General features: G+C 61.7%; 11 protein-coding genes. 9 read left to right on the top strand and 2 right to left on the bottom strand.

Annotation, left to right across the window (positions count from 1 at the left end; genetic code table 11):
* Positions 1–37: 37 nt before the first annotated feature.
* The 5 genes from BSU04_RS29265 to BSU04_RS29245 all read left to right on the top strand — a co-directional run bounded on the left by BSU04_RS29265 (position 38) and on the right by BSU04_RS29245 (position 6430).
* The gene (locus BSU04_RS29265; protein ID WP_089163801.1) at positions 38–352 is read left to right on the top strand and encodes a hypothetical protein; all 315 of its coding nucleotides are present in this window, start codon (positions 38–40) and stop codon (positions 350–352) included.
* 376 nt (positions 353–728) lie between these two features.
* Positions 729–1328: a biliverdin-producing heme oxygenase gene (locus BSU04_RS29260; protein ID WP_089163800.1), complete on the top strand. Its 600-nt coding sequence runs from the start codon at positions 729–731 to the stop codon at positions 1326–1328.
* Positions 1325–3808 (top strand): ATP-binding protein, encoded by a 2484-nt coding sequence (locus BSU04_RS29255; protein WP_256983388.1) that lies wholly within the window; start codon positions 1325–1327, stop codon positions 3806–3808. The genes BSU04_RS29260 and BSU04_RS29255 overlap by 4 nt, the downstream gene beginning before the upstream one ends.
* 80 nt (positions 3809–3888) lie before the next feature.
* Positions 3889–4353, top strand: a complete 465-nt coding sequence (locus BSU04_RS29250; protein WP_089163799.1) for a response regulator — start codon at positions 3889–3891, stop codon at positions 4351–4353.
* A gap of 136 nt (positions 4354–4489) precedes the next feature.
* Complete coding sequence (locus tag BSU04_RS29245; protein WP_089163798.1) at positions 4490–6430, top strand: hybrid sensor histidine kinase/response regulator; 1941 nt, start codon at positions 4490–4492, stop codon at positions 6428–6430.
* Between the two features lie 53 nt (positions 6431–6483).
* Here BSU04_RS29245 and BSU04_RS29240 read toward each other — a convergent pair whose 3' ends face one another.
* Together BSU04_RS29240 and BSU04_RS29235 are read right to left on the bottom strand one after the other, a co-directional pair.
* Positions 6484–7296 (bottom strand): ABC transporter permease, encoded by an 813-nt coding sequence (locus BSU04_RS29240; protein ID WP_089163797.1) that lies wholly within the window; start codon positions 7294–7296, stop codon positions 6484–6486.
* A complete protein-coding gene (locus tag BSU04_RS29235) occupies positions 7293–7973 on the bottom strand; it encodes an ABC transporter ATP-binding protein (protein ID WP_089163796.1) in 681 nt (226 codons plus the stop codon). Before BSU04_RS29235 ends, BSU04_RS29240 begins: the two co-directional genes overlap by 4 nt.
* Positions 7974–8222: 249 nt before the next feature.
* Here BSU04_RS29235 and BSU04_RS29230 point away from each other — a divergent pair, with 249 nt between their 5' ends.
* The 4 genes from BSU04_RS29230 to BSU04_RS29215 all read left to right on the top strand — a co-directional run bounded on the left by BSU04_RS29230 (position 8223) and on the right by BSU04_RS29215 (position 14611).
* Positions 8223–10628, top strand: coding sequence for an AsmA family protein (locus BSU04_RS29230; RefSeq protein WP_089163795.1), 2406 nt, complete (start codon positions 8223–8225; stop codon positions 10626–10628).
* Positions 10629–10841: 213 nt separating this feature from the next.
* Positions 10842–11132, top strand: coding sequence for a helix-turn-helix domain-containing protein (locus BSU04_RS29225; protein WP_089163794.1), 291 nt, complete (start codon positions 10842–10844; stop codon positions 11130–11132).
* Entirely contained in the window at positions 11129–12406 is a 1278-nt protein-coding gene (locus BSU04_RS29220) for a type II toxin-antitoxin system HipA family toxin (protein ID WP_256983385.1), read from the top strand. Before BSU04_RS29225 ends, BSU04_RS29220 begins: the two co-directional genes overlap by 4 nt.
* 579 nt (positions 12407–12985) lie before the next feature.
* Positions 12986–14611 carry a methyl-accepting chemotaxis protein gene (locus BSU04_RS29215; protein ID WP_089163793.1) on the top strand — a complete coding sequence of 542 codons (1626 nt, stop codon included), beginning with the start codon at positions 12986–12988 and terminating at the stop codon, positions 14609–14611.
* Positions 14612–14645: the final 34 nt, after the last annotated feature.

Raw genomic sequence — 14645 nt, 5'->3', positions numbered from 1 at the left:
TAAAGATCACCGCATAGAGCATCACAGCGAGGTTGCAATGACACAGCAGAGCAAGCAATCACCCGACGCCGCCAACGGCACGCGCCAAGGTCCGGCGCAGGACGGACGTGAACTGGAAAGCAAACATCCGGCGCAGCAAAAACACGATGACGGCGCGCTCGCGCCGCTGCCGCATGAGACCGATCAAAGTCCTTCCTCTCAGCAGGAAGATGAACCGCGTGAGGTTGGCGAGCAGGCGCACGAAGACCTGGAACGTGGGCTGCAGGACACGGACCGCCGCGGCGGCGCTGAGTATCAGGAGCGCACGCAAACCGGCGGCCGCACGGACCAGGGCAGCAAGCGCAAGCGTTGACAAGGGAGGCGCCGATTGTCGCCCGTGGTCAACAAAGCGCCTCTTGCGTAGAATGGGCGCGCGGTATCGGAGAACTTGCACGGCCATGTGCGAGCCAAGCTGAGAAAGGCGTTCACTCCTACCGGCTGCAGTTGTTTCTACCATTTTTGCGTGCGTACGACTGTGTATCGGTAATCGATGCCGACGCTTGGGGCGGCGAGCGAGGAGCGTTTGATGCCTCCGGCCGTAAAGCTGTGCCGGACCACGCCGCAGCCACCAGGGGCCAGTAGCAACGCCGTACCCGGCCCCGCATGGTTACCGGCGTCCGGTATCTGGCGCCCGGGTCAACATTGCGGCATTCACGCGGCAAACCCGCGGAAAACCTATTGAATGGATCATGCAATACGACCTCCTGTCCCGTCTGAAAAACGAAACTGCCGAGTGTCATACGCGGCTGGAAAACGCACTGGACCTGATGCGTCTTGAGTGGCCGCGGGAGGAGTATGTGGCCTTGCTCGAGGGCTTTTACGGATACGTCGCGCCGTGGGAGGAAGCGGCGGCGGCCTTTATGCCTGCGCGTCTGCGCGACTTTTTCGAAGGGCGTCGCAAGGCGTCGCTGCTTGCGTCGGACCTGGCGCTCTTGACCGGCGACACCAATCGCGCGAACGGGGTGACAAAAATTGAACAGCTGCCTGCAATGGACAGCATCGGCCGCGTGTTCGGTTCCATGTACGTGATGGAGGGCTCCACGCTTGGAGGGCGCTTCATCGCGCCGCACGTCGCGACATTGTTCGGTCTGCAAAGCGGCTCCGGCAACGCTTATTTCGAAGGTTATGGAGTGCGCACGGGCAGCATGTGGAAAGCGTTTCGCGAGACCGCGAGCGCGAACGTGCCGCCTGAGCAGTACGACGAGGCGGTGCATGCCGCGATCGCCACGTTCGACGGCTTGCACGGCTGGCTCGGCGAGGTCCGCACCGGATGGGGGGCAACGGCATGAGCAGCGGGCCAGAGCCAGTGTCGCCGGATCCGGCCGCCATGCGCGCGCAGGATGATCGCGATGCGTGGAATCCGGATGTGGACGGAACTACACCTGCGTCACCCGGCGCAGAGCCGGCCCACCGGGCATTTACGGCGGGCGCGGCGAATGCGCAGTGCGACGCCGAACCAATCCATATTCCCGGCGGTATCCAGCCGCACGGTTATCTGCTGTGCCTCTCCAGCACGCTTACCATTATCCAGGCCAGCGAAAATGTCGGGACGCTCGTGGGCTGTCCAGTAGAGCAATTGCTGGGCGAGCCGGTGGACGTGGTGATCGGCGCGGCCGCTGCGGCGCGAGTCGCACATGCCGCGGCCACGGCCATGTTGGACGAAACGCCGCTCTATGTCGGCGTGATGGAGAACCCGTTCTTCAGCCCGCGCGAAGGTGTGCAGGACCATTTGGCCGCGGCTGTAGACGGTCCTGAACTCGACATCACGATGCATCGGCACGACGGCAACCTGATTGTTGAACTCGAAGTTGCACGGCATTCGAATGCAGACGTGTTTGCATCAATGTATCCCCTGGTGCGCACATTCACGCGCAGCCTGCAGGACGTTGAGACCTTGACCGAACTCGGTGACCTCGCTGTGCGAGAAGTGCGCGCGATGACGGGTTTCGGCCGCGTGCTGCTCTACAAATTCGACGACGAGGGCCGCAGCCAAGTGCTGTCAGAGCATATCGAAGACGGGTACGCGTCGTTCCTGAACCAGTTGTTCCCCGCTTCCGATATCCCCCGCCAGGCACGCGCTTTGTATGTGAAGCAACGCGTGAGGCTGGTCGCGAACGCGCAGGCGAAGGCCGCGCGACTCGTACCCGCCATGAACCCCGCGACCGGCCGCCCCACCGACCTCTCTTATGCCGCGCTGCGCAGCTTTTCGCCAATCCATCTCGAGTACATGCGCAACATGGGCACGTATGCGTCGATGTCGGTGTCGCTGGTCGTGCGCGGACAGCTGTGGGGCCTGATTTCATGCCATGACCATGACGCGCGTCTCGTGCCGTTCGAGGTGCGCGTCGCTATCGAGCATCTTGGGCAGATCGTTTCGTTGCAGATCGAGGCGAAGGAGGAGCGGGCCGAGACGGCGTATTTGCTAAGGTTACGACGCACGATGTCGCGTCTGATGGGCTCCCTGGCCGAGCAAGACGACTATCTTTCCGCTCTGAAATCGGCGCCTGACGATTTGCTGTGTTTCGCCGGATCGACGGGCGCCGCGATCGTGGTGGACGGGAAAGCAACGCTGATAGGTTCCACGCCGGACCAGGACACTGTGCTCGCGCTCTCGCAGTGGCTGTCGTCCAGCACGTCGGGCGTCTATGCAACCGACGCGCTGTCGCAAGCGTGGCCGCGTGCGTCGCGTCACACGGACACCGCGAGCGGCATCCTGGCCGTGCCAATCTCACAGATTTTTCGCAACTACGTCATCTGGTTCCGTCCCGAAACCACGCGCACGATCACATGGGCGGGTGAGCCGGTCAAACGCGTGTCGAGCCAGAACGGCAGCGTGGCACCACGCAAGGATTTTGCGCCGTGGCTCGAGACTGTGCGCAACCGCTCGATTCGCTGGCACGCGGTGGAGTTGGAGATTGCGGGTGAATTTCGGCTGGGCATGCTCAACATCGTGCTGCGCCACGCGGAAGGACTGGCGGAGCTCGCGAACGAACTGCGTCGCACGAACAAGGAGCTTGAGGCGTTTTCGTATTCCGTTTCGCACGACTTGCGCGCACCGCTGCGGCATATCGCTGGCTATGGGGATTTGCTGCGGGAAAGCGATGGCGACAAACTGTCCGAGCGCAGCAAGCGCTTCCTCCACAACATGCTCGAGTCGGCGCGTTTCGCCGGTGTGCTTGTCGACGATCTGCTCACGTTTTCGCAAATGGGCCGTGCCGCGCTGCGTCCGGTGAGCGTCGACCTGAACCAGTTGGTGAGATCGGTCGCGCAGGAATTTGGCGCCGAGACAGCGAACCGAAAGGTGGAATGGATTATTCCGGAGCTGCCAACGGTGACCGGCGATCCGGCGTTCCTGCAGATCGCGTTGCGTAATCTGTTCTCGAACGCGGTGAAATATACGCGTACACGGGAATCAGCGAGAATCGAGTTGTCGGCCCAATCGACAGCCGATGAATACATTGTCAGCGTGCGGGACAATGGCGTCGGTTTCAATATGAAATACGTGAACAAACTGTTCGGCGTGTTCCAGCGCCTGCATCGCGCTGAAGAGTTCGACGGCACCGGCATTGGCCTCGCGAACGTGCGCCGGATCATCGAGAGGCACGACGGCAGAACCTGGGCCGAGGGCCGAGAAGGTGAGGGCGCCGCGTTCCATTTTTCGCTGCCGAAGGTGTTCAGGGCCGAAGCCACCGAAACCGAACCCGGCGCCGGCAAACTGCTTAATCCGACACCGCCGACACCGCCGGCACCGCCGGCACCGCAGAACTGAATGTGCATGCTTGACTGATTACCGGGCTATTACGAGCGACTGATCCCGCCACCTTCTATCTCAACCCGTCATATCGGACTATGCTGAAACCCATTTTGCTTGTCGAAGATAATCCCAGCGATCTCGAACTGACACTCGTGGCGCTCGACAAAAGCCAGCTTGCCAACGAAGTGATCGTGGCGCGCGATGGCCAGGAAGCAATCGATTACCTGCGTTGCGAAGGCGAGTGGAGCGTACGCACTCCAGGTAACCCCGCAGTCATCCTGCTCGACTTGAAGCTGCCGAAAATCGACGGTCTGGAAGTGCTTGAAACCATCCGTTCCAATGAAACGCTGAAGGCGGTTCCGGTAGTCATGCTGACGTCGTCGCGCGAGGAGCAGGATCTCGTGCGCAGCTACGCGCTCGGCGTGAACGCTTATGTGGTGAAGCCGGTCGAGTTCAACGAATTTGTGCAGGCGATTGCTGATCTCGGCGTGTTTTGGGCCGTGCTCAACGAGCCGCCGCCCGGGTCGATGCGCGTTCGCCGTCAGTCCGCGCCGCAATGATTCTGGTGCACACTGGCGTATTCCTCCTGCACGGTGCCCGGCGTAGCGGCCTGGACCCGCTGATCCTTTCGTTGTTTTGCCCGATGCGACCTGCCCGGCAGAATCGCGCGTGCCGGTTCGCCTGAGTGCCCTGACCATGCAGCCCTTGCACCTGCTTCTCGTAGAAGACAACGCGCTCGACGCGGAACTGACCCTGACCCAGTTGGAGCGCGCCGACTATAAGGTCGACGTGCAAATCGTCTACACGGAGCAGGGTTTCATAGCGGCGCTCGAGATGTCCAGCTTCGATGTGATCCTCGCGGACTTCGTGATGCCGGTGTTCTCCGGCGTCGAAGCGTTGGCGATCGCTCGCGAGCGCGTCCCGCATACGCCGTTCATCTTCGTCTCCGGCGTGCTCGGCGAGGAGCATGCCGTCGACATGCTCAAGCGCGGCGCCACCGACTATGTCCTGAAGCAGCGCCTGCAACGGCTGCCTGCCGTCGTGCGGCGCGCCTTGACGGAAAGCACCGAGCGCCAGCAGCGTATTGCGGTCGAACGCGCGCTGCGGGAGACGGAAACGCACTTCCGCTTGCTGGTGGATGCGCTGAAGGATTACGCGGTCATCACGCTCGATCAGGAGGGCAGGATCCGGACGTGGAACGCGGCGTCGGAGCGAATTCTCGGGTTCGCGGCGCAGGATGTGATCGGCCAGTCCGCCGAAGTGTTCTACGGCCAGGAAGATCGCGACATCAATGTATTCGCGCAGGAACTGGAGACGGCGCAAGTCGACGGCAGTGCGAACGACGACCGCTGGCTTTGGCGCAAGGACGGGCGCTCGTTCTTCGCGTCGGGCGTGACGACAGCGATTCGTGCCGATAACGGCGATCTGATCGGCTATTCGAAGATCATCCGCGACGTCACCGAAGAGCACATGGCCGCCGATGCCTTGCGGGTGGCGAAGGAACAGGCCGAGACCGCGAATCGGGCGAAGGATCATTTTCTTGCGGTGTTGTCGCACGAATTGCGTACGCCGCTTACACCGATCGTCGCCGCCGTGCGATTACTTGAGATACGTCACGCACTGCCGCCCGACGCCCAGGCAACGCTCGAACTGATCCGGCGCAATGTGGAGCTGGAGGCGCGCTTGATCGACGATCTGCTCGACTTGACCAGTATCGCGCGCGGCAAGCTTTCGCTGAACTTTGCGAATGTGGTGCTGGAGACGCTGATGTCGAGCGCGCTCGATATGTCGGAGTCCGATCTGCGCGGCAAGGGCCTGAAGCTGGAAACAACATTGGGCGCTACGTCCACGCTGGTTTTCGGCGATGCCGCGCGCTTGCAGCAGATCGTCTGGAACCTGATGAAGAACGCGGTGAAGTTCACACCGGCGGGCGGGCGCATCGCGGTTCGGATGTGGAATCCGGATGCGTCGACCATCGCGATTTCGGTTGCCGACAGCGGTATCGGGATTAGCGCCGAAGCGTTGCCGCGGATTTTTTCGGCGTTCGAACAAGCCGATGACTCCATCACCCGGGCGTTCGGGGGGTTGGGGCTGGGCTTGGCCATTGCCAGCACACTCGCGTTGAAGCATGGCGGAACGCTGACGGCCCAGAGCGATGGGCGCGACAAGGGAGCCCGGTTCACGCTGACCTTGCCGCTCGTGAAGGCCGGGGCGGAAGATGAAACGTCGCCGCGCGCCGCGCAGGACCCGGATGAGATTGTGCGGTCGTTGAAGGTGCTGCTCGTCGAGGACAACGAATACACGTCGTCCGCCATGGCTCAGGTGCTGGAGGTGCTCGGACATCAGGTCGGCGTTGCCACTACGGTCGCCGAAGCGCTTGCTTTGGCACGGGGCGAAACGTTCGATCTGCTGGTGAGCGATATCGGCCTGCCCGATGGCAGCGGGCTCGAGGTCGCCCGCGCGTGGACCGACTTGCAACCTGGTAAACCGTCGGTAGCCATCACCGGTTATGGCATGGACGAAGATATCCGCCGATGCCGCGATGCCGGTTTTTTGGATCACCTGACAAAGCCTGTCGACTTTGCCCGGCTGGAGTCGCTGATTCACGCCTTGGCCAGGCGGCCGGGCGGGACATAGTCATATTTCGCGGGCCTTCGCAGGTGCTCAGTCGTCCGCTTCGTCCGCGTCTTTCATCCGCGCTTCGGCTTCTCCCTCTCCACGAGCTTTGACGCCATGAACCGGTGTTCCGGCGAGAAGAGCCGCCGGTAGGTCAATAACACTGCGCCCACCGTTCCCAGCGCCGATGAGGCCGCGATAAAAAACATGATGACGATCTGATAACGAACCGCCTGCAGTGGCGACTGCCCCGCCAGCACCTGCCCCGTCATCATGCCCGGCAGGCTCACCAGTCCTACTACCGTCATCTGGTTCAACGTCGGGATCATGCCCGCACGCACGGCCTGGCGCGCCGGCCCTTGCGCCGCCTCCCACCGCGTTGCACCGAGCGCGAGCGACATCTCCACCGCCCCTCGTCCCGCCGTCAGTTCCTCCGTCATCCGTTCGATGCCCAGCGAGACGCCCGTCAACGTATTGCCGAGGATCATGCCGAGGATCGGTATGGCGTATTGCGGCTCATACCACGGATGAATCCGGATCACGACGAACAATCCCACCGCGGCCACGAGCCACGAACTCACCCAGATCGACACGACGCTATCCACCCGCTGCCCCAGGTACGTGCGCCTTCCGCGGTTCGACGCCGACAGTCCCGCTATCAGTGTCATCAATGCCATCAGCGGCAATACGACGTACCAGCGCGAAAACTGGAAGACCCAACCGAGCACGTACCCGATTGCCAGCAATTGCACGACACTGCGCACCGCCGCCCACGCCAGCTTGCGTTCCAGATCGAGCTTCAGCGCAACCGATAACGCCCCGTTCACCACGATCAACGCCGCAGCGATCGCAATGTCGAGCAGGCTCAGGCTCTGATATCCGCTCATGACAGAGTACCCGCGGTCATGACGAGCTGGCGCTCGCCCACACGTTTCGCCTGTGCCGGATCGTGCGACACCCAGATGCTGGCGCGTTCGCCCCGGCGATCGCCGAACCAGGCACCGACGAGCGCTTCTATTTCCAGCGCGGATGCAGGATCGAGTGACGCCGTCGGTTCGTCGAGCAGCAGCACGTCGGGGTCAACTTGCAACACGCGTATCAGCGCGGCAACCTGGGCTTCGCCACCCGATAGCTCGCTCGCGCGTTTATCGAGGAAATCGGCTTCACGGCCTGCCCGGCGGGTCAGCTTGATCACTCGCTCACGATCGAAGCGCACGTCGCGATACACCTTCAGCGAAAACGGGTAGCGCAGGTTGTCTTCCACGCTGCCGTCGAGCATGGCCGGGCGTTGTGCAATGTAAGCCACTCGCCGCCGGTACGCCGGAATATCCGTGCGCGCGATGGTCTTCCCGCGCCACTGGATCACACCGTCATCGACAGGATCGAGCAGCGCAAGCGCACGCAGGAACACGCTCTTGCCTGAGCCCGACGGCCCGGTGATGACCGCGCGCTGGCCTGCGGACAAGCTGAACGTAGTGGGGTGCAGCAAGACGACGTCGCGCACGGGATCGCGGCGGGTGAGCGCTGTCGCGTCAATCAAAGGCGTGTCGGCTTGCTTGGACATGGCGAAGACAGGCTCGGGGAATGATCTCGGAGCGCAATCATAAATCAACGCTGCTCAGGCGATCCTTAGATCCGTTGTGCGGGTCCGTTGTGCGGGTCCGTCGTGCGGGTGCGTCGTGCGGGTGCGTCGTGCGGGTGCGTCGTGTGTGAGCCCTGATCGGGCAAGGTCCTGCCCGGCATGGCTTGCCGGTATCATCGCCGGGCACGCGACGTGCTGCTCGGTGTTTCAAATAAAATAGAGGGAGCCACTATGGCGCTTGGCCGGAAAATCGGAAAAACAGTCGCCTGGATCATCGCGGTTCTGATTGTCCTGATCGCTGTGCTGGTGATCGTTTTCCTGACCTTCGACTGGAACCGGGCCCGCCCCTGGGTCGACGATAAAGTCTCGCAGGCCATCGGCCGGCAGTTCGAGATTACGGGCGACCTGAAGGTCGGCTGGCAACGCCCGCCCGGAGAAACGGGCTGGCGCCGCTGGGTCCCGTGGCCGCGATTCTCGGCGGAAAAAATCACGGTCGCGAATCCCGACTGGACCAAACAGAAGTTTTTCGCGACCCTGGACGAGATCGATTTCCAGGTCGGGATCCTGCCGCTGCTCGCGCATGACATCGTGATTCCATCGATCAACCTGGTGAATCCCTCGGTCGATCTGGAACGCCTCAAGGACAACCGCGATAACTGGACGTTCAAGTTCAAGCAGTCGAGCGAACCGTCGGCGTGGAACCTTCAACTGCATGACATCGCGCTGGACAAGGGCACTATTGCCTACGCGGACGAGATCACGAAAGCGGACATGCAGGCCGTCGTGAATACGCTTGGCCAGATGGTTCCCATCGGCGATGTGATGAAGCAGCAGGAGGCGGCATCGCAGAAATCGTCGGCCCAGATGGTCGGCAAGAGCGGTGCTAGCAAGCTGAACCAGCAAGTCGATAAGGCCGCAGCATCGGAAGCCGCCGCTGCATCCGCCGCGTCGGCCGCTGCTGCCGAAAACGCGAGCGCGCCGAACCCGGCAAGCGTTTCTGCAAACACCAGCATTACCACGAAGGAAGGGCCTAAACCGCCCGTGCCGCCTTATGGCATAGGCTGGTCGGTGAAGGGTAAATACAACAGCGTGGCGGTGTCCGGCGACGGCAAGGTCGGCGGCGTGCTCGCGCTGCAGGACGCCATGCGTCCGTTCCCCGTGCAGGCTGATGTTCGTATCGGCGATACGCATATTGCGTTTGTCGGGACCGTGACGGATCCGGCCCATCTCGCTGCGCTCGACTTGCGGCTTTGGCTGCAGGGTGTGAGCCTCGAGCATTTGTATCCGATCGTTGGCGTGACGCTGCCGGCGACGCCGCCGTATGCAACGGAAGGGCGGCTCGTCGGCCAGTTCAAGGCTGACGGCAATGTCTTCAGGTATGAAAATTTCACCGGACGCGTGGGCGGCAGCGACCTGAACGGCTCGCTGACGTTCGTCGGACGCAAGCCGCGGCCGTTGCTGTCGGGCGAACTTGTATCGAACCTGCTGCAGTTCTCCGATCTCGCACCCATCATCGGCGCCGATTCGAACGCGAGCAAAGCGAAACGCGGAGACACGGAGAAACAACCGTCGTCGAAGGCCCTGCCGACCGAGGAGTTCAAGACGGATCGATGGAAGGCGATCGATGCCGACGTCAAGTTCACCGGCCGCAAGATCATCAAGGACCCGGCGCTGCCGATCAGCAACCTCTATACGCACGTGGTGATGACGGACGGCGTGCTGTCGTTCGAACCGCTGTCATTCGGCGTGGCGGGCGGCACGCTATCGTCGACTATTCACCTCGATGGTAGCAAGGAGCCGCTCCAGGGCCGCTTCTCGACCTCGGCGCGGCATCTGAAACTCAAGCAGTTGCTGCCGACCGTCAAGACGATGCAGTCAGCGCTGGGTGAAGTGAACGGTGACGCGGCGTTATCGGCGACGGGCAATTCGCCGGCGGCACTCGCTGGAACCATGAACGGTGAACTGAAGACGCTGATCACCGATGGCACGGTCAGCCGGCTGTATATGGAAGCGGCGGGGCTGAACGTGGCGAACGCGGTCTATGAAAAACTCTTCGGCAAACACGATGTAAAGATCAACTGCGCCGCGGCGGATTTTGTCGCGACTAACGGGGTGCTGGAGTCGCGCGTGTTCGCCCTCGATACCGACGACGCCGTGATCAACATGGACGGTACCGTCAATCTGAAGACCGAGGAGATGGACCTGAACATTCATCCGCACACGAAGGGTTTCCGGGTGTTCTCGTTGCGCTCGCCCCTGTATGTGAAGGGGACGTTCAAGGATCCGCATGTAGGCGTGGATGCCGGTGCGCTGGCGGTGCGCGGCGCGGCGGCGGTCGGGCTCGGTCTGCTTAACCCGTTTGCCGCGCTGATCCCGTTGATCGCGCCGAGTAACAACAAGCCGCTGCCGTGTACGCAAATGCTTGCTGACATGCGCACCGCCCCATCCGCTCCGCCGCCGGGGCAGAAGCAAAATGCGAAGGGTGCACCCGGGTATATGGAACCGGGGGTGGCGAATCCGGCGGCTGCGTCGTCTTCGTCGTCCACCGGTGCGAAGAGTGTGAAGGGCGCAAACGGCGGTCCCGCTCGGCCGGCGGTGTCCACACCGGCCAGCGCGGCGCTTTATCGCGGAAGCTGATAGCTGGCGACGGGATTGCCCAGTTCGTCCGATGGATGATCCTGTCTCCCGATTCTGAATGCAAATTTGCGCGTTTTAACGCGCAAATTTGCTTATTTTTGATGAATTGCGCATCATAATGCGCAATTCAATGCAATCAAGTAGCTAACGACCGACCAATAAAAATGCGCACCATAGTGCGCAAAATATAAAAAAAGCCTACAATTGCGCATCATGACGCGCAAATACACGGACCCTCGCAAATACACGGACCCCATCAGCAATTTCGAGCGTGTGGCAGCGGAACTCCGCTCGCTACGGCGTGAGCGACGTTTGAGTCAACAGACGCTGGCCGATCGCGCGGGCGTGGCCCGGCGCACAATCACGAATGCGGAAGGCGCACAGAACGTCGGCCTTCATGAGCTTTGCCGGATCGCGAACGCGCTTGGCTATGACCTCACCCTGCGTCCGAAAGACACTGTGGTCTTCGAAGATCTGGACTCCTTCTTCAGGGAGGACGAATGAGCACGCCGTCGTCGCTTATGCCTGCTGCGCCGTTTGACCTGGAAAACCTCTTCGACAAAATCCGCCGGCTCGACGTTCACACGCCCCAGGGCATGGCCGGTCTGCTGGCGAAGGAGAGCACTTTCGTCTTCAACTACGGAGAAGTCGAGCCGGACGCGGCCGTGTCGCTGACCATGCCTGTGCGTCGCAAGAGCTACAGCAGCGGCGCGCTGATGAACGTGTTCGCGATGAATCGCCCGGAAGGTTACCTGCGATACATCATCGAAGAACGGCTGGCGCGCTTCGGCACCCCCAGCGACATGTTCCTGCTGTTCCTCGCCGGGCGAAACCAGATCGGCAGGCTCACCTACGCGCTGCACGGCCAGACGGTGCCTGAGGGCGAGGGCGAGCGGCTTGACGAGCTGCTGTCGTCGCCATCGGGACAATTGTTCGAGCGGCTGGTGAGCAAATATGCGCTCGGCTCAGGCATTTCAGGCGTGCAGCCGAAGACGGTGGTGCCGCTTGCCCCTGAGGTGCCAGCCAGCGTGGCGACACTCGACGCACACGCGACCTTGCCACTGGCCACGGTGATCGTGAAGGCTGAAGGCGACGACTATGCGGGGATTGCCCGCAACGAATTCCTGTGCATGTCGGTAGCGCGCGAGGCGGGTTTCGACGTGCCTGATTTCTGGCTCTCCAACGACGGCCTGCTGTTCGTCATGGCGCGTTTCGATCGTGCGCCGGACGGCACGCCGCTTGGCTTCGAGGACATGAGCGTGCTGACCGGCAACGACAAATACCGCGGCAGTTACGAGATGATCGGGCGGGCGGTGGAGGTCTATACCGGCGCCGATTTCCGCGCGCAATCGCTGCGGCTGTTCGAGCGTGTCGCGCTGTCGTGTTTTCTTCGCGATGGTGACGCGCACATGAAGAACATCGGCATTGTCTATGCCGATCCCACTGGGCCGCGCCGGCTCTCCCCCATCTACGATGTCGTCTGCACGGGCATCTATCCGTCGCTCGATGGCCGGATGGCGCTGAACCTGAATAAATCGAAGGTTTTCCCCGTGCCCGGGCAACTCGTTGCCTACGGCGAACGCCTGGGTCTGAAACGCGCCGAGGCGCAAGCGATCCTGCTGTGCATCGACCAGGCATTCGAGACCGTGGCCGAGCGGCTCAGCCAGGACGACCGCTACAAAGCCGATGACCTGCTCGCGCGGATTCGAGACGTGATCCGCCGCACCGGCGCAATTCCTGTCGCTCGGGCGAAACGTCCGGCGTTCCGTCTCCCCTGAAACGTCCGCGCGCACAAGACGCTTTCGAGTCACGGAGTTTAAACCGTGCCTGATCAGTGACTTAGGCGTCGAGCCCCGTGCTTATCAACAAGCCTGCCCACAATTACTGGGGATAACTCGCCAGTCGCTGCCGGCTCGGCAACGCGCCGAAATACGCGCAACGCGTGGTTCAAATCGGATCGATTCGAAACTGCGCTTATTTATCAAAGACTTAAAAAGATTACCTCACGCTTGTCCACAGGTCCTTCAACAGTTTGTGTGCACAACTTCGCTGGCTGAAACAATCAAATCCTGCCGCCCGGCGCACTTTGAAGCGGCGCCCGAAAATCGTTTTCGTTCAACGCTTTCCGGGGTTTGTCAGAAGGTTGTCAACAGGGTGGTCCCCAATTTCTGTGCACAACTTTGGCCGGTGACGGTGTCCGTCCTAGTCGCTGTCGGACAAAAGCCTGTATTTATCCGCAAAGCGTTTCGTTTTCCGTCTTAAAATTGCGCCGCACCCTTTTTGATCCGGGTGCCGTGCGCCCACTGCCGGCGCTGAAGCAGCCGTCCTACTGCAAACCCCACTGAAAAGGTTCATGCGTGAAGCAGTTAACCATTCGAAATCGGATTCTTGTGAGTTTTGGCGTGATTCTCGCGCTGATGTTGGTCATGGCCGTCTGTTCATACATCCTGCTTGGCACAATCGACCGGGATGCACGCAGCCAGGAAGAAGATTCGTCGCCGGGTGTCTACCTCGCGACGACTATCCGTGCGGCGTGGTTTGAAAACTACACGGTGACCCAGCGGCTTATTTTTATCGATAGCGAGCCGGACCAGGTTCGTCGCGACACCCAGCGCATTGCGGAAACTCGCGACTCACTCGACAAGCTGATCGACCAGTACGCGGCCACGGTCTTTGAAGACACCGACCGCCGTCTCTTCACCGATTTCAAGCAGCAACGTTCCCTCTACGCGCCGATCCAGGAGCAGATCCTGGCTGATCTGCCGGCGTCGAAGGCGGCTGCCGCAGCGGCCTTCAACACCCAGCTCACTCCGGTCTGGGAAACCGGCCGGACCGTGGTTCGGGCACTCGTTGAGCACAACAACGAGCAGCAGATGAGCTCGTCGAAGAGCATTCGCGAGTCCGTCAGCAAGGCTGAGATCACGTTGTTCGTGGTAGTGCTGGTGACCTTCCTGGTGGCGGCATGGGCCGGGTTCCTGCTGCTCAGGGCGATCGCCGTGCCGATGCAGCGCCTGGTAGAGGTCGTCGATGCGATGCGCACCGGCGACCTGTCGCAGCGCCTGCAACTGGAGCGCGGGGACGAATTCGGCGCGCTGGGAGCGGGATTCAACCGCATGACCGATGAATTGACCGGCTTGGTCGGTCAAGCGCAGAAGTCGGCGGTGCAAGTCACGACATCGGTGGCTGAAATTGCCGCGACTGCCCGTGAACAGCAGGCCACGGCAAGCGAAACCGCCGCGACGACGACGGAGATCGGCGCCACGTCGAGGGAGATCTTCGCCACGTCGCGTGACCTCGTGCGCACGATGAACGAAGTGTCCGGCGTGGCCGAACAGTCGGCGCTGCTGGCGGGTACAGGGCAGGTGGGCCTGACGCGGATGGAAGACACCATGCGGCTCGTGATGGAGGCTGCGGGATCGGTGAACGGCAAGCTCGCGATCCTCAACGAGCGCGCGAGCAATATCAATCAGGTGGTGGCCACCATTACGAAGGTCGCTGACCAGACCAATCTGCTTTCTCTGAACGCGGCGATCGAGGCGGAAAAGGCCGGCGAATACGGGCGCGGTTTTGCGGTCGTGGCGACTGAAATCCGTCGTCTTGCAGACCAGACGGCGGTTGCCACTTTCGATATCGAACAGATGGTGAAGGAGATCCAGTCGGCGGTCGCGGCGGGCGTGATGGGCATGGACAAGTTCTCCGAGGAAGTCCGGCGCGGCATGACGGACGTGCAGCAGGTCGGCGGGCAGTTGTCGCAGATCATCCAGCAGGTGCAGACGCTCGCGCCACGTTTTGTGATGGTCAATGAAGGCATGCAGACGCAGGCGACCGGCGCTGACCAGATCACGCAGGCGCTCGCCCAATTGTCCGAAGCCGCACAGCAAACGGCCGAGTCGCTGCGCCAGTCGACGCAAGCTATCGACGATCTCACGCACACCGCCAATGGCCTGCGCACCGGCGTGTCGCGCTTCAAGGTGGCGACGTGATGACCCGTACGCTTTCCGATCATTCACCCGGCTG

Source organism: Caballeronia sordidicola (assembly GCF_002220365.1).
In the GTDB taxonomy this organism is placed as follows: domain Bacteria; phylum Pseudomonadota; class Gammaproteobacteria; order Burkholderiales; family Burkholderiaceae; genus Caballeronia; species Caballeronia sordidicola_C.
The sequence above is the reverse complement of the archived record's forward strand: the minus strand, read 5'-3'. Positions and strand labels throughout refer to the sequence as shown.